We start from the raw sequence: 20,805 nt of genomic DNA, 5'->3' as shown, positions 1-20,805 counted from the left end.
AGATGAATATTGTTGCTATTCTAACAATACTTGTATCAAATATGCTGGTCTATGCCGCTCCTCTCATTTTCACCAGTATTGGAGGTGCTTACTCTGAGCATGCTGGTGTTGTTAATGTTGGCTTGGAAGGCATCATGGTCATGGGAGCTTTTACAGGAGTTGTTTTTAACCTGACTTTCGCTGAAAGCTTAGGAGGAATGACTATTTGGCTTTCTCTTCTCGCAGGTGGTTTAGTTGGTCTCATTTTTTCTGCGATTCATGCAGTAGCAACCATTAATTTTCGTGCTGATCATGTTGTCAGCGGTACTGTACTGAACTTGCTGGCGCCAGCTTTAGCTGTCTTTCTTGTCAAGGCTATTTATGGAAAAGGACAAACTAATAATATTGATTTATCTTTTGGTAAATTTGATTTTCCGATTTTGTCTAACATTCCTGTTATTGGAGATATTTTCTTTAAGAATACTAGCTTGATGGGTTACATAGCTGTTGGATTCTCATTTTTAGCTTGGTTCATCATGTTTAAGACGAAATTTGGGCTTCGCTTACGCTCAGTAGGTGAACATCCTCAAGCTGCCGATACATTAGGGATTAACGTTTATCTCATGCGTTACTATGGAGTGTTGATTTCAGGATTTTTGGGAGGAGTAGGTGGAGCTTTGTATGCTCAATCTGCTTCGGTTAATTTCTCTGCTACGACTATTGTCGGCCCTGGATTTATTGCTTTAGCTGCCATGATTTTTGGTAAATGGAATCCGATAGGTGCTATGCTTTCAAGTCTTTTCTTTGGACTTTCTCAAGCCCTAGCTGTTGTTTCTACTCAGATTCCTTTCCTTGCTCATATACCTGCGGTTTATCTTCGTATCGCGCCTTATGCGTTGACAATCATTGTTTTAGCCGCTTTCTTTGGTAAATCAGTTGCTCCCAAAGCGGATGGTATCAACTATATCAAGTCTAAATAAACCTTTACACCAGTTCTTTGGAGCTGGTGTTTTTTGGTGTTTGAAAGAAGCTATAATCATAGGAATAGAAAAAGCCTGCTTCAGGTGAAGCAGGCTTTTTAAGATTAGTTTGTTGCGATTTCATTTAGCAGGTCTTCTGCAGTGGTGGTTGGATTAACGCGTACTCGGTTAAGTGTGAGCAAGCCATTAGATAAGGAAGCTAGTCCGTTATTGGTTGTCAGTCCCATTTTATAGCCAAGGCTTTCAGCAATCTGCAAGGTTGCATCACTGTATCGTCCAGATGGATAGGCAACAGTTGTTGTGGTTTGAGACAGTTCCTTGTCTAAGTAAGACTTGGAGTCTTTTAACTCAATTTTTTGTTGGTCTTCTGCAGTCGCTGAGAGGTCAGGATGGTTGACGGTATGGTCTTCAAAGGACATGCCTTTTTCCTTCATTTCCTTTATCTCATCTAGCGTCAGCATATCTTCACGCCCTGCTTGAACAAATCCGGTAATGACATTATTTGTTGCTTTCATGTCATATTTCTGGAGAAGCGGAAAGGCATTAGTATAGAAATCCTTTAAACTGTCATCAAAGGTCAGCCAGACGACTTTTTTGTTTTCTGGCAGGACGTTCTCCGTCAGTACCTTGTATGCTTCTTCTGGTGTTAGTGGATAGTAGCCTGCGTCTTTCAAGGCTTTCAGATGGCTTTCAAATGTAGCTGGATCTACAATCAAACCAGCATTAGCTGCTTCTGATGGATCCATGACATGAATGGCATGATACATCAAGATAGGAACTTGAACTGGCTGGTCTTGTTTGACCCATTTGACCTTGTCTTTACTGCTGTCATCCGAAGCAGTCTTTTTTTCCCGAGTCGGTGCTGACGAAGTTTTAGATGAAGTATCGACCTGGTTCGTTGACACGTTATTAGCTTCTTTTTGATTGTGCGAGTTTTGCAGCTTGGCTAGTAAAGAAAAGCCACCTACAATCAGGACAAGAAAAAGTAATAAACTCGTTAAAGAAAGCAAAATAGCTCTTTTTCTAGCTTTGCGTTGCTGCATGCGATTTCCTCGGTGTTTTCCTGTCATAATATCTCCTTTTTTTAAAAAATTACAATTCCTTGCGGAAATTTACATCTATTATAACAAATAAAGAAGTAGTTTTGTAGGCATTTTTATATAATTTTGTTATAATATTTTTTATACAAGAAATTTTCAAGGAGTGCTTCATGTCTATTAAAATAGCTTTACTTGGTTTTGGAACAGTGGCAAGCGGTGTGCCTTTTTTGCTGAAAGAAAACGGAGAAAAAATCGTTCAAGCGGCTTATTCAGAGATTGAGGTTGCTAAAGTCTTGGTCAAAGATGATGCCGAAAAAGATCGTCTTTTAGCAGCTGGAAATGACTTTAATTTTGTAACAAATGTTGAAGAAATTCTGAACGATTCTGAGATTACTATAGTTGTGGAATTGATGGGACGGATTGAGCCAGCGAAAACGTTCATCACTCGTGCTCTTGAAGCTGGCAAACATGTAGTAACGGCCAATAAGGACTTGTTGGCTGTTCACGGAGCAGAGTTGCTGGAAATTGCTCAAAAGCAAAATGTGGCTCTCTACTATGAAGCAGCTGTTGCAGGCGGAATTCCAATCCTCCGTACCTTGGTTAATTCATTAGCTTCTGACAAAATTACCCGTATCTTGGGTGTGGTCAATGGAACCTCTAACTTTATGATGACCAAGATGGTGGAAGAGGGGTGGTCTTATGAAGACGCTCTTGCTGAAGCGCAACGCCTTGGCTTTGCAGAAAGCGACCCAACCAATGATGTAGATGGCATTGATGCGGCTTACAAGATGGTTATTCTCAGCCAGTTCGCTTTTGGTATGAATGTTAAGTTTGAAGATGTGGGTCATCAGGGAATTCGGCATATCACACCAGAAGATGTGGCTGTTGCTCAAGACCTTGGCTATGTAGTCAAGCTGGTAGGTTCTATCGAAGAAACGCCATCAGGAATTGCAGCAGAAGTAGCTCCAACTTTTCTGCCAAAAGCGCATCCGCTGGCTAGTGTTAATGGGGTGATGAACGCCGTCTTTGTCGAATCCATCGGTATCGGAGAGTCTATGTACTACGGACCGGGAGCTGGTCAAAAACCAACTGCAACTAGTGTTGTGGCAGATATTGTCCGCATCAGTCGCCGTTTGAATGATGGAACAGTTGGCAAGGCCTTTAATGAATTCAGCCGTGAGCTTGTGCTAGCTAAGCCAGAAGATGTAAAGAGCAGCTATTACTTCTCTATCTTGGCACCTGACTCTAAAGGTCAAGTTCTGCATTTGGCTGAGATTTTCAATGCTGAGGATATTTCCTTTAAGCAGATTCTGCAGGAAGGTACAGATGGTGAGAAGGCTAGCGTGGTGATTATTACCCATGCTGTCAGCAAGACACAGCTGGAAAATGTCACTGCTAAGCTCAAAGAAGTTGCTGAGTTTGACTTGCTCAATACTTTCAAAGTATTAGGAGATTAAGATGAAAATTATTGTACCAGCGACCAGTGCCAATATCGGTCCTGGCTTTGACTCCGTTGGGGTAGCCCTGTCAAAATATCTGGAAATTGAAGTCTTGGAAGAAAGTCAGGAGTGGGTGATTGAGCACGACCTCAATCCGAGAATTCCTAAGGATCGGCGTAATTTACTGGTTAAGATTGCGCTGCAGTTGGCTCCAGATATTCAGCCGCGTCGTTTAAAAATGACCAGTGATATTCCATTGGCTCGCGGGCTTGGATCTTCTAGCTCAGTCATTGTGGCTGGGATTGAATTGGCCAACCAGCTAGCTCACCTTAATTTGTCGGATTATCAGAAGTTAAAAATTGCTACAAAGATTGAAGGTCATCCTGACAATGTTGCGCCAGCGATTTATGGTAATTTGGTCGTATCTAGTTCATCTAGAAATCAGGTGTCTGCTGTGGTAGCGGACTTTCCGGACGCAGACTTCATCGCCTATATCCCAGACTATGAGCTTCGGACGGTTGAGAGCCGCCAAGTCTTACCAAATCGGCTTTCTTACAAGGAAGCTGTTGCAGCTAGCTCCATTGCCAATGTTGCGATTGCAGCCCTTTTAAAAGGTGATATGAAAATCGCTGGTCGGGCTATCGAGTCTGATTTGTTCCACGAAAAATACCGTCAACCTTTAATCAAGGAATTTTCAGATATTAAGTTCTTAGCCAGAAAAAATGGCTCTTATGCAACCTATATCTCAGGAGCGGGACCGACTGTTATGGTCTTATCGCCCAAGCACAAGACGGAGCCGATTTATCAGCTTCTGCAAAAACAGAATTTCAAGGGACAAATCTTCCGACTTCAGGTGGATGCTGAGGGTGTGAGAGTAGAAAAATAAATCATCAAGAGGTTTTCTATGAACCTCTTTTTTCTTTTTGTAAAATAAGGATTTGATATCCCTATCTTTTTATACCTGACTGTGCTATAATGGGTCTAGCTTAAAGGAGGATAATTCACTTTATGGATCATTTAGAATTACAGGCTCTGGCGACTGAGCTAGTTTTCGGTGCCATCAGGAATGCTCTTTCTACTCAAACACAACGTTTTGCTACTAGGCAATTATAATCAATAAAAAGCTGACCTTTCTCAGCTTTTTCTTTGTAATCTATCGTAAATGCCATAGATTTTTGATATAATAGAGTGTATTTTGTTTACATAAAAGAGAGAAAATCATGCAAAAACTAGAGAAATTAAAATCTGAATTAGAGGGAATCGACATTCGCTTCAATGAGCCTTTGAGCCAATACACTTATACAAAGGTCGGGGGCGCAGCCGATTTCTTAGTTTTCCCCCGTAATCGTTATGAGCTAGCTCGCATTGTCAATTTTGCCAATCAAGAAGACATTCCTTGGATGGTGCTGGGAAATGCTAGTAACATCATTGTGCGAGATGGCGGTATCCGAGGTTTCGTGATTATGTTTGACAAGCTCAACAATATAGCAGTAGATGGCTATATGATTGAGGCAGAGGCTGGAGCTAATCTGATTCAGACAACCCATATCGCCCTGCAGAATAGTCTGACTGGCTTTGAGTTTGCCTGTGGTATTCCAGGTAGCGTTGGCGGAGCTGTCTTTATGAACGCTGGGGCTTATGGCGGCGAGATTGCTCATGTGTTGGTATCTTGTAAGGTACTGACTCCTCAGGGACAGGTCAAAACGCTGGACGTTCGAGATATGAAGTTTGGCTATCGCCACTCACTAGTTCAGGAAACAGGCGACATTGTTATTTCTGCTAAGTTTGCTCTTTCGCCTGGTGTTCACAGAACTATTCGTCAGGAAATGGAGCGCTTAACCCATCTGCGGGAGCTCAAGCAGCCTTTGGAATATCCGTCCTGCGGCTCTGTTTTCAAGCGTCCTTTGGGTCACTTTGCTGGTCTGCTCATTAGTGAAGCAGGCCTAAAGGGGCATCGTATCGGTGGTGTAGAGGTATCTGAGAAACATGCCGGCTTTATGATTAACGTCGATAAAGGAACGGCCCAAGATTATGAAAATCTTATTGCTCATGTGATTGAAAGGGTGCGGGAAAATTCAGGTATTACTCTGGAGCGCGAAGTCCGCATCATTGGTGAATCTCTGTAAGACAGATTGGTTTCCAGTAGAAGTATGCTGGATAAGGAACTGCAGCTGGCTGCAACTTAGTAAGGGGGTGAAAGCCTATCGACACGGAATTTATAAAGGGCCTTTACAGCCCTCACGAGGTAGCAGCGGTCTGACAGAACCCTTAATCTGTTAATACGAGAAAGAAGGAATTTATGACAATTGAAAAAACCAATCATCGAGTTTAAAAACGTTTCAAAAGTTTTTGAAGATAATAATACTGTCGTTCTGAAAGATATTAATTTCGAGCTGGAAGAAGGAAAGTTCTATACTTTGCTGGGGTCTTCTGGTTCAGGAAAATCAACGATTCTGAACATTATTGCCGGTCTTTTGGACGCGACAGACGGGGATATTTTTCTTGATGGTGTTCGCATCAATGATATTCCAACTAATAAACGAGACGTCCACACGGTTTTTCAGTCCTATGCACTGTTTCCGCATATGAATGTTTTTGAAAATGTAGCCTTTCCGCTGCGTCTGCGCAAGGTTGATAAAAAAGAAATTCAAGAGCGGGTTGCTGAAGTACTGAAAATGGTTCAGCTGGAAGGCTTTGAGCGCCGTTCTATTCGCAAACTGTCGGGCGGTCAGCGCCAGCGTGTAGCTATCGCGCGGGCAATCATTAATCAGCCGCGGGTCGTTTTGCTGGATGAGCCGCTGTCTGCTCTGGATTTGAAGTTGCGCACGGACATGCAGTATGAGCTGCGGGAATTGCAGCAGCGTCTGGGTATTACCTTTGTCTTTGTCACGCATGACCAAGAGGAAGCTCTGGCTATGAGCGACTGGATTTTCGTTATGAATGACGGCGAGATTGTTCAGTCGGGGACGCCTGTTGATATTTATGACGAGCCCATCAACCACTTTGTTGCAACCTTCATTGGCGAGTCCAATATTCTGCCAGGTAAGATGATTGAGGACTATCTGGTTGAGTTTAACGGCAAGCGCTTTGAAGCAGTGGATGGTGGGATGCGCCCAAATGAATCTGTTGAAGTGGTGATTCGGCCGGAGGACTTACGGATTACTCTGCCAGAAGAAGGCAAGCTGCAGGTTAAAGTTGATACCCAGCTTTTCCGTGGCGTTCACTATGAGATTATCGCTTATGATGAACTGGGCAATGAATGGATGATTCACTCAACTCGCAAGGCCATTGTCGGAGAAGAAATTGGTCTGCATTTCGAGCCTGAAGATATCCATATCATGCGTCTCAATGAAACTGAAGAAGAATTCGATGCCCGTATCGAAGAATATGTAGAAGTAGAAGAGCAGGAAGCGGGTCTGATCAATGCTATTGAGGAGGAACGCGATGAAGAAAACAACCTCTAATCTTTTTCTCTTGCCCTACCTGCTCTGGATTTTCCTTTTTGTCCTAGCACCTGTTGTCATGATTATCTGGAAATCCTTCTTTAACATTGAAGGGCAGTTTACGCTGGAAAATTACCAGACCTACTTTACATCGCAGAACTGGACCTATCTCAAGATGAGTTTGAATTCGGTCCTTTATGCAGGGATTATTACTGTTGTAACCCTGCTGATTTCCTATCCGACTGCCTTCTTTTTGACTCAGCTCAAGCACAAGCAGCTCTGGCTGATGCTGATTGTCCTTCCGACCTGGGTCAATCTCCTGCTTAAAGCTTATGCTTTTATCGGAATTTTTGGTCAGAATGGCTCAATTAATCAATTTCTGACTTTTATCGGAGTAGGACCGCAGCAGATTCTCTTTACGGACTTTTCATTTATCTTTGTAGCCAGCTACATCGAGCTGCCCTTTATGATTCTGCCCATTTTCAACGTTCTAGATGATTTGGATCCTAATCTTATCAATGCCAGCTACGACTTGGGAGCCAATCGCTGGGAGACTTTCCGTCGGGTTGTTTTCCCTTTGTCCTTGAATGGTGTCAGAAGTGGAGTGCAGTCAGTCTTTATCCCTAGTCTCAGTCTCTTCATGCTGACCCGCTTAATCGGCGGTAATCGAGTGATTACTCTGGGAACTGCCATTGAGCAGCACTTCCTGACTACTCAAAATTGGGGCATGGGCTCTACTATCGGAGTGGTACTGATTGTTGCCATGCTCTTTACCATGTGGGCAACTAAGGAAAGGAGAGGGCGATGAAAAAAATTGCAAATCTCTATCTGGCCTTTGTCTTTTTGGTGCTCTACATCCCCATCTTTTACCTGATTGCTTATGCTTTTAATGCTGGGGAAGACATGAATCGTTTCACAGGATTCAGTCTCAGCCATTTTCAGAATCTCTTTGAGGATTCACGTCTGATTTTGATTTTGGTTCAGACTTTCTTTCTAGCTTTTCTGTCTTCGTTGATTGCGACGCTCATTGGAACTTTTGGAGCCATCTATATCTATCAAGCCCGCAAGAAATATCAGGATGCCTTTCTGTCTATCAACAATATCCTCATGGTAGCACCGGATGTCATGATTGGGGCCAGTTTTCTGATTCTCTTTACCACTGCAAAATTCCAGCTGGGCTTCCTGTCTGTGCTGGCTAGCCATGTGGCCTTTTCCATTCCGATTGTGGTGCTGATGATTCTTCCGCGTCTGAAGGAAATGAATGATGATATGATTAAGGCTGCCTATGACCTAGGCGCCAGTCAATTGCAAATGCTGAAAGAAATCATGCTGCCTTATCTGACTCCAGCCATCATCGCTGGCTACTTCATGGCCTTTACCTACTCGCTAGATGACTTTGCAGTGACCTTCTTCGTTACAGGCAATGGCTTCTCGACTCTGTCTGTTGAGATATACTCCCGCGCTCGTCAGGGAATTTCTCTGGAAATCAATGCCCTGTCAGCCTTGGTCTTTCTCTTCAGCATTGCTTTGGTAATTGGGTATTACTTTATCACCCATGAGAAGGAGGAGACTGTATGAGAAAGCTCTATTCATTTTTAGCGGGGATTCTGCTGATTATCTTTGTTTTGTGGGGTGTCAGTTACCAGATTGAAAGTCGGACGCAGAGCAAGGAGAGCGATAAGCTGGTCATTTACAACTGGGGTGACTATATCGATCCTGAACTTCTGACTGAGTTTACTAAGGAAACTGGTGTCCAAATCCAGTACGATACCTTTGACTCCAATGAAGCCATGTATACAAAAGTGAAGCAGGGCGGCACAACCTACGACATTGCTATTCCCAGTGAATATATGATTGCCAAGATGATGAAGGAAGGCTTGGTGGAAAAGCTAGATCATAGCCAGATTAAAGGTTTGGAAAATATCGGATCTGACTTTTTAGACCAGCCTTTCGATCCTGGAAATCAGTATTCGATTCCTTATTTTTGGGGAACGCTGGGCATTGTCTACAATGAAAAAATGGTTGATAAAGCTCCGGAGCATTGGAACGATCTCTGGCGACCTGAATACAAAAACTCCATCATGATGATTGATGGAGCTCGTGAAGTTATGGGACTTGGTCTGAACTCGGATGGTCATAGTCTCAACTCCAAAGATGCAGATCAGTTGCAGGAGGCTGTTGATAAGCTCTACACTCTGACGCCAAATATCAAGGCCATTGTGGCTGATGAGATGAAAGGTTATATGATTCAGAACAATGCCGCTATCGGCGTGACCTTTTCTGGTGAGGCTCGGCAGATGCTGGAAGCCAACGAAGACCTACGCTATGTCGTGCCAACAGAAGCCAGCAATCTTTGGTTTGACAATATTGTCATTCCCAAAACCGTCAAAAACAAAAAAGCAGCCTATCAGTTTATTAACTTTATGCTGAGACCGGAAAATGCTTATAAAAATGCCCTTTATGTTGGTTATTCGACACCAAATCTTCCTGCCAAGGCCATGTTGCCTAAGGAAATTCAGGAAGATGAGGCTTTTTATCCGACTGAGGAAACGATGAAACATCTGGAAGTTTATGAGCAGTTGGGCCCTAAATGGCTGGGGACTTACAACGACCTTTATCTTCAAGTCAAGATGTATCGGAAATGATAGTCAAATAAGGTTACTTGATGAATACAAAAAACGCCTGGCTCAATGAGCTAGGCGTTTTCTACTTGCTTAGTTTGAAGCTTCTGTCTGAGTGTTGGTTGCCGTGTCTTGGCTCTGGCTAGAAGCGGTAGTGTCGCCTGCTGCTGTATCTGCCGCAGAGCTAGATACACTAGTCTCAACCGCTGCTGTATCGCTGCTAGAAGCAGTTGTATCAGTTGCAGTTGTTGAAGCAGGGCTGCTTGTTTCTTTTTCGATTTCCTTGATAATGGTAGTCGTTGCAGTAGAGCTGCTGGTATCAGTTTTTGATTTTTCATCCTTTTGGCCAGTCAGATTCATAATCGTGATGCTGGCAATGATGATAGATAAGATACTGGCAACCGTTGCAATAGTCTTCTGGAAAGCTGAAAGGCCGGTTTTAATATGCTGTTTAGTAGGTTTTTTAGATGATTTTGTCTTATTTTTATTACTACGAGAATAGTTTTCCATGCTTGCAAGAATCTCCTTTTAAAATTTCAATGATTTCTCATCTCTCATTATACGTTTTTTATCTGAAAATGTCTTTAAAAAATCAAATTTTTATTTATGAAAACGCACACAGAAGATTGCTGTCAAGAAAAGAAGCTGCCCAAATTTAGGTTGAGCAGCTTCTTGAGCTAGAATAGCAAAGTAATTAAGCTTTCTCATCTTGGAGTGCGGCTTGAGCGACAGCCAGTCTTGCTGCTGGAACCCGATAAGGAGAGCAGGAAACGTAGGTGACACCAATTTCCTGGAAGAAGGGGATGGAAGCTGGATCGCCACCAACCTCGCCACAAATGCCGATAGGAAGTTCAGGCTTGACTTGACGCCCTTTGCGGATAGCTATCCGCATCAATTCACCAACGCCGTCTTGATCGACAGTTTGGAAAGGATCAAAAGGAAGGATTTCTTTCTCTTTGTAGTGGCCAATGAATTTTCCAATATCGTCCCGTGAGAAACCGTAGGTCATCTGGGTCAGATCGTTAGTACCAAAGCTGAAGAAGTCTGCTTCCTGAGCCAGCTGGTCTGCAACCAGACAGGCGCGCGGAAGTTCAATCATGGTGCCAATTTCATAAGGGAAAGGCTCCAGACCTTGATGCCTAAAGAGTTTGTTGATATGTTGGGTGAGAAAGGCTTTGACAGAGTCCAGCTCGGCCTTGTCCGCAATCAGCGGAATCATGATTTCTGGCTTGACGGTCAATCCTTCTTGACTCAGCTTGATAGCACTCTTGAATACGGCTTCGACCTGCATCTTGTAAATCTCTGGTTGCGTAATTCCCAGACGGCAGCCGCGGTGGCCTAGCATTGGATTGCTTTCTTGTAGCTGTTCAATGCGGCGAGTCAGTTTCTCTGGTGACTTGTGCAGCTTGTCAGCCAAAGCCTTGATTTCCTGTGAATCTTTAGGTAGAAATTCATGCATCGGTGGATCCAAAAGACGGATAATCATTGGTTTGTCCAGAACTGCTTGGAACATTTGATAGAAGTCTTCTTCTTGGAACTCCAGTAGTTTTTTGAGGGCGGATCTGGTTTCCAATTCGTTGTCGGCTAGAATCAGGCGCCGCATTTCCAGAATCCTCTCTTGACCAAAGAACATGTGTTCGGTACGAGCCAGACCAATGCCCTTTGCCCCAAACTTAATAGCTGTTTTCAGATCCTGAACGGTCTCTGCGTTGGCACGGACTTTGAGTTGTGCGAACTCATCTGCCCATGAAAGCAAGCGGTGGAGTTCTTGATCATTTTCGACTAGAACTGTCGGAATCTCACCGCTATAAATGCGCCCAGAGCTGCCGTCAACTGAAATGACATCACCTTCAGTCAAGACAAGACTTCCGCAGGAAACGGTCTTGCTATCCTCGCTGATGTTCAACTCTCCACATCCAGCCACACAGCAGGTTCCCATTCCTCGAGCTACGACAGCTGCGTGAGAAGTCATGCCGCCCTGACTGGTTACGATGGCTTGGCTGACGACCATGCCCTCAATGTCTTCAGGTGAAGTTTCCTGCCGTACTAAAATGACCTTTTTGCCCAAGGAGTGGTAGTCTTTGGCGCGCTCAGCTGTAAAGACAATCTCGCCAGTTGCAGCACCAGGGCTGGCTGGCAGTCCTTGAGCCAAGAAAGGAGCATCTTGCAGAGCTTTTTCTTCAAATACAGGATGGATGAGCTGGCTAATCGTAGCAGGAGATACACGCTGGAGAGCTTCTTTTTTGCTGATAATGCCCTCGTCTACCAGATCTAAGGCGATTTTCAAAGATGCCTTGGCAGTCCGTTTACCGTTTCTAGTTTGGAGAATATAGAGTTTACCCTTTTCGATGGTAAATTCGATATCTTGCATGTCCTTATAGTGGTTTTCGAGAATCTTAGCATAGTCTTGGAAGGCTGCATAGGCCTGAGGGAGAGCTGTCTCAAGTGCAGCGATAGGCTCAGGTGTTCGAATGCCAGCTACGACATCCTCTCCTTGTGCATTGAGCAAAAATTCGCCAAATAACTGATGCTCACCGCTGGCAGGGTTTCTCGTGAAAACGACTCCTGTACCACTGGCTTGGTCGCTATTGCCAAAGACCATGGCTTGGACATTTACCGCTGTTCCCAAATCATGAGGAATATTATTCAAGTTGCGGTAGACCTGAGCTCGGGGATTATTCCAAGACTTGAAGACCGCCTTGATAGCAGCATAAAGCTGTTCTTTAGAGCTTTGCGGGAAGGCCTGATGATGCTCACGATAAAGCTGCTTATATTGCTCAATTAATGCTTGATGTTCTTCCAGTGTGAAATCCTTGGCCTGTTTCCCAGCATTCTTTTCAAAATAGCCCAAGAGGTCATCGAACTCATCTTTGGAAATGCCATAAACTACATCAGCAAACATTTGCAGCAGACGTCGATAGCAGTTGTAGGCAAAGTCAGCGTTGGTCTGCTCAGCCAGAGTCTGGGTTCTTAAATCGTTTAGACCTAGATTGAGAATAGTGTCCATCATGCCCGGCATGGAAAACTTGGCTCCGCTTCGAACAGACACTAAGAGCAAGGCTGAGTCGTTGCCACTGAAATATTTACCTGTTTTTTCTTCTAATTCAGTAACCGCTTTCAAAACATCTTCTTTTAAAGAAGATTCAAAGAAATAAGGACTTTCTAAATATTCAATACAGCTTTCTGTAGTAATAGTAAAACCTGGAGGGACAGGCAGTTCCAAATTGGTCATTTCAGCTAGGTTGGCTCCTTTTCCGCCAAGCAGGGCCTTGTCATCTGCACATCCTTCCTCGAAGGAGTAAATCCATTTCGCCATATTTACCTCCAAAATTATGAAATATGTGTCATATTGTAGGACAATTACATTGTAATATACATCACATATATTTGTCAACAGAAAAAAGCATCCTATTTTATTGACAATTTTTCTTTTTTTGTTATAATGTGTTACAAAATGATGATTATTTAAATGTTTAAAAATGAAATATGAGCAATAATTCCTAAATTTTAAGCGAAATTCGGCTAATCATCTATTATAAAGAACGAAGGAGTCAGACCTATTTGAAATTAAGTGAACGGCAAAAGAAAATTGTAGAAATTGTAAAAGAACACCAGCCACTCAGCGGTGAGAAAATCTCTGAATTACTCGATATTTCTCGGGCGACCCTGCGCTCGGACCTGTCTTTTCTGACCTTGGTTGGGATTTTGAAGGCTACGCCTAAAGTTGGTTACACGTACTCGGGCTCGGATTTAGAGACGCTTTTCTTTTTCGATACCTTTCGAAAGGAAGTGGCAGAGATTATGACTTCGCCTGTTTTGGTATCTCATGATTCTTTTATTCAAGATGCCATTATTACCTTATTTATGTATGATGCGGATGTTCTCTATGTCATTGATGAGCATAAGCTGCTCTTAGGGATTTTGTCGCGTAAGGATTTGCTGCGGGCTTCGCTCAATACCAACATTGACAGCACTCCCGTAGCAGTCTGCATGACCCGAATGCCCCATATCAAAACTTGCTACAAGGATATGAACGTTTTGGAAGCGGCAGCAGTTTTGCAGGATTTTGAGATTGATTCACTGCCGGTAGTGGATAAGGATAATGAGCGTAAAATTTTAGGAACTGTGACCAAGTCAGCCCTGCTGGATTATATTATTCAAGAGGCCAGAAGCGCTGAGGTTAATAGATAAGAGGAATGAACATGAAGAAAGAAATTATTGTTTACAGCATTTCAGATTCTTTGGGGGGGACTTCGCAGAAGCTGTTGTCTGCGGTGACAGCCCAATACCCAGATATTATTTTTAATAACAGCTATCGTTTTCCATTTATCAACAAGGAAGAAGAATTGCTGGAAATTCTGCGTGATGCCATCAAGGATGATGCCCTTGTCATCAGTACACTGGTTGATGGCAGCTTGGCAGCAGCTGCTAGGGAGTTCAGTCAGGCCAATGGCCTTGCTTATTTGGATTTGATGCACCCATTTTTTGAGATTATCAGAGAAAAGACGGGCACCAGTCCTATAGAGGTGCCGGGTACTCTGCACCGGCTGGACACTGAGTATTTTAATAAAATTTCCGCTATTGAGTTTGCAGTCAAATACGATGATGGCAAGGCGCCGCAAGGATTTTTGGATTCGGATTTGGTGCTCTTGGGCGTCTCCCGTACATCCAAAACGCCACTCAGTATTTATCTGGCTAATAAAGGCTACAAGGTTTCTAACCTGCCTTTGATTCCAGAAGTCCCTCTGCCTCAGGTCTTGGAGAAGGTTGATCCGGAGCGGATTATCGGCCTCTTATGTGAGCCAGAAAAACTGTCTAAGATACGCAGTAATCGCTTGAATTCTCTGGGATTGACCCAGTCGACCAGCTACACAGATCTGGAAAAGATATACGAAGAGCTAGACTACTCAAAAGAAGTCTTTAAAAAGTATCGGGCTCATGTCATCAATATCACGGATAAATCAATTGAGGAGACTGCTTTCTTGATTGAAGATCATTTGAAGAAATTGAGATAGAAGATTGAGAGAGCGGTTATAGAGTGAGGGCTGAAGATGGAGCAATATAAGCGTATTTTACTGAAAGAATTTGATAGTCGCCAGAAGGTCATTACAGAGCTGACCAACCTAGAGGCAATTTTGAATCTGCCCAAAGGAACGGAGCTGTATATCAGTGACATTCACGGGGAGTTTGCTGCTTTTGACTATATTCTGAGAAGTTGTGCAGGTATCCTCAATGAGAAGATTAATGATTGTTTTGGGGATAGCTTGTCAGAAGCTCATAAGGATCGGCTGTCAGCGCTGGTTTCCTATCCTGAGCTAGTGCTGGGGGAAGAAACTAAAGGCCAAGACTGGTATCAGGAAACCATTCCTCAGCTATTGAATTTGCTGGCTTTTGCAGGTGCAAAATACAGTCGTTCCAAGGTCAGAAAGGCTTTGCCGCCCCAGTATGCCTATATTATCGAGGAGTTGCTCTATAGTGACAGGGCTTTGGCTGATAAAAAGTCCTATTTTGAGAATATCCTGACTTATGTGATTGAATTGCGGGAAGCTGTGCCTTTTATTCTAGGCTTGGCCCGAAGTATTCGGCAGTTGCTGATTGACCATCTTCATGTGGTTGGAGATATTTTTGACAGAGGAGCCGGCAGTGCTCAGGTCATGGATGAACTGCAGCGTTTTCACTCGCTCGATATTCAGTGGGGCAATCACGACATTATCTGGATGGGAGCATTTTTTGGCTCTAAGGCATGCTTGCTCAATGTGCTGCGCATTGCAGCTCGCTATGGCTATCTCTGGGATATCGAGAAAGATTATGGTTTAAACCTGCGCTCCTTGACTCTTTTTGCGGACAAGACTTACCAGTCTAATCCTAAGTTTAGACCCATTCTTGGAGGCAGAGAGCAGGAGTTTTCAGATGAGGAAATTCTGCAGCTGGAAAAGGTTCACCAAGCCTTAGCGATTATCCAGTTCAAGCTGGAAAATCAACTCATCAGACGACGGCCTGAGTTCCAGATGCAGGACCATGTGATGCTAGACAAGATTGATTATTGGGAAGAAAGTGTTACGATTGACGATACCAAGCATCCCCTGGTTAATACCTGCTTCCAAACGGTTAATCCGGAAAATCCGTCAGTTTTGACACCTGAAGAAAATCAAGCTGTAGACAGTATGCTGGCCTCATTCCAAAGTTCTCTTAAGATGGCAGAGCATATGAGTCTTCTGATGAACAAAGGCTCTATGTATAAGATTTACAACCAGCACTTGCTTTTTCACGGCTGCATTCCTCTGGAGCCGTCAGGAGAATTCCAGCCTTTCATTCTCAATCAAGCCCATTATGCAGGCAAGGAATTGCTGGATTTCTTTGAGTATCATATTCGGCAGGCGGCCAAGGACAAGGAAGTGGGCGATGATTTGTCGACTGATTTGATTTGGTATTGCTGGAAAGGTAAGCTATCGCCCCTGTTTGGCAAAGAAAAGATGACTACCTTGGAGCGCTATTTCATTGAAGATAAGGGCACCCACAAGGAAGTGGAAAATTCTTATTTTTCTTATCGAAATTCTGAGAAAGTCTGTCAGCTGATTTTGGAAGAATTTGGCCTCTTTTCTCAAGAGTCTAGGATGGTCAACGGCCATACTCCGGTTAAGACGGGCAAGGGAGAGTCACCTATCCGTGGCGGCGGTCTGCTTTTTGTCATTGATGGTGGCCTCTGCAAGGTCTATCAGAAGAAGACTGGAACGGCTGGCTATTCACTGCTCAATAATTCCTATGGCTTCCAGCTAGTGACGCATCAGCCTTTCCAAAACGCTCAGAAAGTTGTAGAATCGCCCTTTGCTCAAACCTCCCTGAAAAAGGTGATTGAAAATGTAGAGGAACGAACCCTCATCAAATCTACTACCATCGGTCAGAGCTTGTTAGCTCAACAACAGGAACTCTTTGGCTTATTGCATGAGTTTTATGACCGGTGATGTTTAGCCCTAAGTTTTAACAGAATTTAGGGCTTTTTCTTTCTTGTTCCAGTTTCTCTTTCGTGTTACAATAGGAGTATTGAAATTTAGAGGAAAGAACATGATTTATTTAGATAATTCAGCGACAACCAAGCCTTATCCTGAGGCTTTGGCTGCTTACACAGAAGTAGCTTCTAAAATCTGGGGAAATCCATCCAGTCTGCACAGTTTAGGCAGTCAGGCAACCCGGCTCTTAGAAGCTTCACGCAGGCAAATAGCAGAGCTTTTAGGCAAGTCTTCTTCGGAGATTTTTTTTACGTCCGGAGGGACAGAAGGGGACAACTGGGTGCTAAAGGGAGTTGCTTTTGAAAAGGTTCCTTTTGGCAAACACATCATCGTATCTAATATTGAGCATCCCGCGGTTAAAGAATCAGCCCTCTGGTTGCAGAGTCAGGGATTTGAAGTCGATTTTGCACCAGTCGATAAGTCTGGTTTTGTTGAGGTAGACAAGCTAGCGGAGTTGATTCGACCAGATACCACTCTAATCTCTATCATGGCTGTCAATAATGAAATCGGCAGTATTCAGCCCATTCAGAAAATATCCGAACTTCTAGCAGATAAACCAACTATTTCCTTTCATGTGGACGCTGTACAGGCTGTTACGAAGATTCCGACAGCTTCTTATCTGACGGATCGCGTGGATTTTGCGACATTTTCCAGTCATAAATTTCACGGTGTCCGGGGCGTAGGATTTGTCTATATCAAGTCTGGCAAGAAAATCAGCCCCCTCTTGACTGGCGGTGGTCAGGAGTCAGACAAGCGCTCAACGACGGAGAATTTAGCTGGCATTGCAGCGACGGCCAAGGCACTGCGTTTGTCCATGGAAAAGCAAGAATCATTTGCCCAGCGGACGACTCAGATGAAGAAGATTCTTCTTGAAGAACTGCAGAAGTATCCAGATGTGATGATTTTCTCAGGGCTGGAAGACTTTGCGCCTCATATACTGACCTTTGGTATCAAGGGAGTGCGGGGTGAAGTCGTCGTCCATGCATTTGAAGACTACGAGATCTATATCTCGACTACCAGTGCTTGCTCTTCCAAGGCTGGAAAGCCGGCGGGAACGCTAATCGCTATGGGCGTCGAAAAGTCTCTCGCTCAAACTGCTGTTCGCATCAGTTTGGATCTTGACAACGATATGAGCCAGATGGAGCAGTTTTTGACGACTTTTAAAATTATTTACGAAAAAACCAGAAAAGTAAGGTAAACAATGCAATATTCAGAAATTATGGTGCGCTACGGCGAGCTCTCAACCAAAGGGAAGAACCGCATGCGCTTTATCAACAAACTTAAACGCAATATTCAGGCTGTCTTGTCAGTCTATCCGCAGGTCCATGTCAAGGCTGACCGTGACCGGACCCATGTTTATCTGCACGGTACAGACTATCAGCCAGTCGCTGAGTCACTCAAGCAGATCTTCGGGATTCAGAATTTCTCGCCATCTTATAAAATCGAAAAATCTGTACCAGCCCTAATCGAAGCTGTCCAAACCATCATGAAGGAAGTCTATCAAGAGGGCATGACCTTTAAGATTTCCAGCAAGCGCAGTGACCACAGCTTTGAATTGGATAGCCGCGAGCTTAACCAGACACTTGGTGATGCTGTTTTTGAGGCTATTCCAAACGTTCAGGTCAAGATGAAAGCGCCTGATATTGAGCTTCGTGTCGAGATCCGTGAAGAAGCGGCCTATATCTCTTACGAGACGATTCGTGGTGCTGGAGGCCTGCCAGTCGGGACTTCAGGAAAAGGAATGCTTATGTTGTCAGGTGGGATTGACTCACCGGTGGCTGGCTATCTGGCTCTCAAGCGAGGTGTAGATATAGAGGCGGTTCACTTTGCCAGTCCGCCTTACACCAGTCCAGGTGCGTTGAAAAAAGCTCAGGATTTGACTCGAAAACTGACCAAGTTTGGCGGCAATATCCAGTTTATCGAAGTGCCTTTTACAGAAATTCAAGAGGAAATCAAGGCCAAGGCTCCAGAAGCCTACCTCATGACACTGACACGTCGCTTTATGATGCGCATTACAGACCGGATTCGAGAGGATCGAGGCGGTCAAGTCATTATCAACGGAGAAAGTCTAGGTCAGGTGGCAAGTCAAACGATCGAGAGTATGCAGGCTATCAACGCAGTGACCAATACACCGGTTATCCGTCCTGTTGTGACGATGGACAAGCTAGAAATTATTGATATTGCAGAGAAAATTGATACTTTCCAAATCTCTATCCAGCCATTTGAAGATTGTTGTACTATTTTTGCACCAGATCGACCTAAAACCAATCCAAAAATCAAGAATGCTGAGAAGTACGAAACTTACCTAGATGTTGAAGGCTTGGTTGAGCGCGCTGTTGCAGGCATTATGATTACAGAAATCACACCAGAAGCTGAGACCGACGAAGTTGATGAGCTGATTGAGGAGCTCTTGTAAAAGCTAGAGAAGGTGACGTTTATGCTTGCTGTTTTTCTCTTAATTCCTTTTCTGCTGATTCGTTTTCCTTTATTAAGTCATTTTGGCAAAAATGCTTTGTCACGCGCAGCTTATTTTGCACCAGTCCAAGGAAAGGAAAAGATAGCTTATATAATTTATCAATTGAGCAATCTAGCCGTGTTCATAACTCCTTTTTTGCTTGAAATTAAGTTTGATTGGTCTGTTTTCTTTTATGTTGGTATGACTATCTACCTGCTTGGTTTGGCTTTGTGTGCTATCAGTATGAGAGATTTCGCTAGACCAGATGCAAACGGCATGAATACAAAGGGTCTTTATCGCTATTCCCGTAATCCCATGTATGTAGCTTACTTTGTTTGTTTTTTGGGAATAGCTTTTTTGACTAAGTCAATGATTTTCTTTCTAATTTTAGTCATTTTTCAGACTGCGGCCCACTGGATTATCCACTCTGAGGAGCGCTGGTGTCTTAAAAAATTCGGAAAGGCTTATCAAGCCTATCAAGATAGGGTACGGCGTTATATTTAGAAATTTTCTGAACTAATAATTATTTAATAAAGCAGTTAGCGGATAACAATAGAAATACTATTTATCTGATTTGTAACAAAATTAATACTAGATGGAGTTTGAGATGGGATATTGGGATTATTTTTCGAGAGGCTTGCTTCAATCATTTTCTTGGAAAGACGGCTATGACAATGCTTTGTTAAGAGACGTGCCAGGGGAATCATATTTGTTAGGTGTCTTCTCGCATTCTTTGTTAGCCGTATTGATTACTTTTCTTGTTTTTTATGGTTTAAATATTGCTAAATTAAAAGCAGGTTCTTGGAAAGCTCTTATTAGCAAAGAATATCAAAAGAACCCGGTTAAATCTGTATTAGTTCTTGGTTTTGGTTTACCAATTACGATTCTTGTTCTTGTTTTTCATGAAGTTCATAGACCTATAGAAGCTCTACATGTTTATGAATATTTCAAAGAACAAAACGTGCACGCTGATATTGTTCGCTTAATTGATATAGATATACATACTACGACTGGTAGGTATGGAAGAAAGATATTTAGTAATCTTATCTTCGTAGTTGAAACAAAAGAAGGGACTCGTAAAGTGAACATTTCCGATGCCACACAGTATGAGGCAGAATTTTTAAAAGAAAATCTTGAAACGCCAACAAATATTTCCGTTCATGTAAATAGTAAGGGTGAAATAGTCTTTGTTCATTAGTAGATAAAATTTAAAGATAATCCTTGAAAATCCGTTTTCATGAGATGAAAAAGCTTGCTAAAGAGCTGCAGAAGTGCTATACTTATAGAGTTGACTATGCACATTCCTGTGCAACCGCACGATCATCGTTGCTCGTCGTATAACAAATTTAAACTTCGTCATTGTCGCCTTGCCTAACACAAGTTATGCCTTCGGCTCAATTCCTAGTTTATTCTTTGTTATACTTAGAGCTCTTCTCTTAAGTGGTTCGTCCCACGATGCTAGGCGAGTCTTCACAAAATTCGGGGAAACCCTAAAAATCATAGGAGGTGCATAATGAGCACATACGCAATCATTAAAACTGGCGGAAAACAAGTTAAAGTTGAAGTTGGTCAAGCAATCTACGTTGAAAAGTTGAACGCTGAAGCTGGTCAAGACGTTACTTTTGACGAAGTTGTTCTTGTTGGTGGTGAAAACACTGTTGTAGGAACTCCGCTTGTTGCTGGAGCTTCTGTTGTCGGAACTGTTGAAAAACAAGGCAAGCAAAAGAAGGTTGTTACTTACAAGTACAAACCTAAAAAAGGCAGCCATCGTAAACAAGGTCACCGTCAACCATATACAAAAGTTGTCATCAACGCTATCAACGCTTAATTTTAAGGAGATT

Annotated in this window: 19 protein-coding genes; 16 read left to right on the top strand and 3 right to left on the bottom strand. The window is 43.2% G+C overall.

All coding sequences use genetic code 11. The features are described from left to right. The first annotated feature begins 2 nt into the window (after positions 1-2). Positions 3-959, top strand: a complete 957-nt coding sequence (locus J1C91_RS06520; RefSeq protein WP_002900479.1) for an ABC transporter permease — start codon at positions 3-5, stop codon at positions 957-959. A 104-nt stretch (positions 960-1,063) separates the two neighbouring features. On the opposite strand, the gene J1C91_RS06515 is transcribed toward J1C91_RS06520, so the two are convergent. Further along, positions 1,064-2,029 (bottom strand): polysaccharide deacetylase family protein, encoded by a 966-nt coding sequence (locus tag J1C91_RS06515; RefSeq protein ID WP_048773268.1) that lies wholly within the window; start codon positions 2,027-2,029, stop codon positions 1,064-1,066. Positions 2,030-2,169: 140 nt separating this feature from the next. Between J1C91_RS06515 and J1C91_RS06510 the strand changes: the two genes are divergently transcribed. From J1C91_RS06510 to J1C91_RS06480, 7 genes are all read left to right on the top strand, one after another. Further along, positions 2,170-3,456: a homoserine dehydrogenase gene (locus J1C91_RS06510; protein ID WP_048773271.1), complete on the top strand. Its 1,287-nt coding sequence runs from the start codon at positions 2,170-2,172 to the stop codon at positions 3,454-3,456. A 1-nt stretch (position 3,457) separates the two neighbouring features. Further along, positions 3,458-4,324, top strand: coding sequence for a homoserine kinase (gene thrB / locus J1C91_RS06505; RefSeq protein WP_125438781.1), 867 nt, complete (start codon positions 3,458-3,460; stop codon positions 4,322-4,324). 334 nt (positions 4,325-4,658) lie between these two features. Next, on the top strand, positions 4,659-5,564 hold the full coding sequence (gene murB, locus J1C91_RS06500) for a UDP-N-acetylmuramate dehydrogenase (protein WP_125438779.1): 906 nt from the start codon (positions 4,659-4,661) through the stop codon (positions 5,562-5,564). Positions 5,565-5,744: 180 nt separating this feature from the next. Next, entirely contained in the window at positions 5,745-6,902 is a 1,158-nt protein-coding gene (locus J1C91_RS06495) for an ABC transporter ATP-binding protein (protein WP_002904388.1), read from the top strand. Continuing rightward, positions 6,883-7,689, top strand: coding sequence for an ABC transporter permease (locus tag J1C91_RS06490; protein ID WP_002909869.1), 807 nt, complete (start codon positions 6,883-6,885; stop codon positions 7,687-7,689). The genes J1C91_RS06495 and J1C91_RS06490 overlap by 20 nt, the downstream gene beginning before the upstream one ends. Beyond that, on the top strand, positions 7,686-8,459 hold the full coding sequence (locus J1C91_RS06485) for an ABC transporter permease (protein ID WP_002909868.1): 774 nt from the start codon (positions 7,686-7,688) through the stop codon (positions 8,457-8,459). The genes J1C91_RS06490 and J1C91_RS06485 overlap by 4 nt, the downstream gene beginning before the upstream one ends. Beyond that, positions 8,456-9,526 (top strand): ABC transporter substrate-binding protein, encoded by a 1,071-nt coding sequence (locus J1C91_RS06480; protein WP_002909866.1) that lies wholly within the window; start codon positions 8,456-8,458, stop codon positions 9,524-9,526. The genes J1C91_RS06485 and J1C91_RS06480 overlap by 4 nt, the downstream gene beginning before the upstream one ends. Before the next feature lie 69 nt (positions 9,527-9,595). On the opposite strand, the gene J1C91_RS06475 is transcribed toward J1C91_RS06480, so the two are convergent. Beyond that, positions 9,596-10,012 (bottom strand): DUF6556 family protein, encoded by a 417-nt coding sequence (locus J1C91_RS06475; RefSeq protein WP_002921437.1) that lies wholly within the window; start codon positions 10,010-10,012, stop codon positions 9,596-9,598. A gap of 184 nt (positions 10,013-10,196) precedes the next feature. Continuing rightward, entirely contained in the window at positions 10,197-12,818 is a 2,622-nt protein-coding gene (gene ppdK / locus J1C91_RS06470) for a pyruvate, phosphate dikinase (protein WP_125438777.1), read from the bottom strand. A gap of 245 nt (positions 12,819-13,063) precedes the next feature. Between ppdK and J1C91_RS06465 the strand changes: the two genes are divergently transcribed. The 8 genes from J1C91_RS06465 to rplU all read left to right on the top strand — a co-directional run bounded on the left by J1C91_RS06465 (position 13,064) and on the right by rplU (position 20,792). After that, positions 13,064-13,693, top strand: coding sequence for a CBS domain-containing protein (locus J1C91_RS06465; protein WP_048773277.1), 630 nt, complete (start codon positions 13,064-13,066; stop codon positions 13,691-13,693). A 5-nt stretch (positions 13,694-13,698) separates the two neighbouring features. Further along, entirely contained in the window at positions 13,699-14,517 is an 819-nt protein-coding gene (locus tag J1C91_RS06460) for a pyruvate, water dikinase regulatory protein (protein ID WP_075202686.1), read from the top strand. 36 nt (positions 14,518-14,553) lie between these two features. After that, complete coding sequence (locus J1C91_RS06455; RefSeq protein ID WP_048773281.1) at positions 14,554-16,464, top strand: fructose-bisphosphatase class III; 1,911 nt, start codon at positions 14,554-14,556, stop codon at positions 16,462-16,464. 100 nt (positions 16,465-16,564) lie between these two features. Further along, entirely contained in the window at positions 16,565-17,707 is a 1,143-nt protein-coding gene (locus J1C91_RS06450; RefSeq protein WP_125438775.1) for a cysteine desulfurase family protein, read from the top strand. 3 nt (positions 17,708-17,710) lie between these two features. Continuing rightward, complete coding sequence (thiI, locus tag J1C91_RS06445; RefSeq protein WP_002909859.1) at positions 17,711-18,925, top strand: tRNA uracil 4-sulfurtransferase ThiI; 1,215 nt, start codon at positions 17,711-17,713, stop codon at positions 18,923-18,925. 21 nt (positions 18,926-18,946) lie between these two features. Beyond that, complete coding sequence (locus J1C91_RS06440) at positions 18,947-19,468, top strand: methyltransferase family protein (protein WP_002909857.1); 522 nt, start codon at positions 18,947-18,949, stop codon at positions 19,466-19,468. A gap of 103 nt (positions 19,469-19,571) precedes the next feature. Then, a complete protein-coding gene (locus J1C91_RS06435; protein WP_223310264.1) occupies positions 19,572-20,162 on the top strand; it encodes a hypothetical protein in 591 nt (196 codons plus the stop codon). A gap of 315 nt (positions 20,163-20,477) precedes the next feature. After that, positions 20,478-20,792, top strand: a complete 315-nt coding sequence (rplU, locus tag J1C91_RS06430) for a 50S ribosomal protein L21 (RefSeq protein WP_002904398.1) — start codon at positions 20,478-20,480, stop codon at positions 20,790-20,792. Positions 20,793-20,805 lie beyond the last annotated feature (13 nt).

It is taken from the genome of Streptococcus sanguinis (genome assembly GCF_050222175.1).
GTDB lineage: Bacteria > Bacillota > Bacilli > Lactobacillales > Streptococcaceae > Streptococcus > Streptococcus sanguinis_M.
The sequence above is the reverse complement of the archived record's forward strand: the minus strand, read 5'-3'. Positions and strand labels throughout refer to the sequence as shown.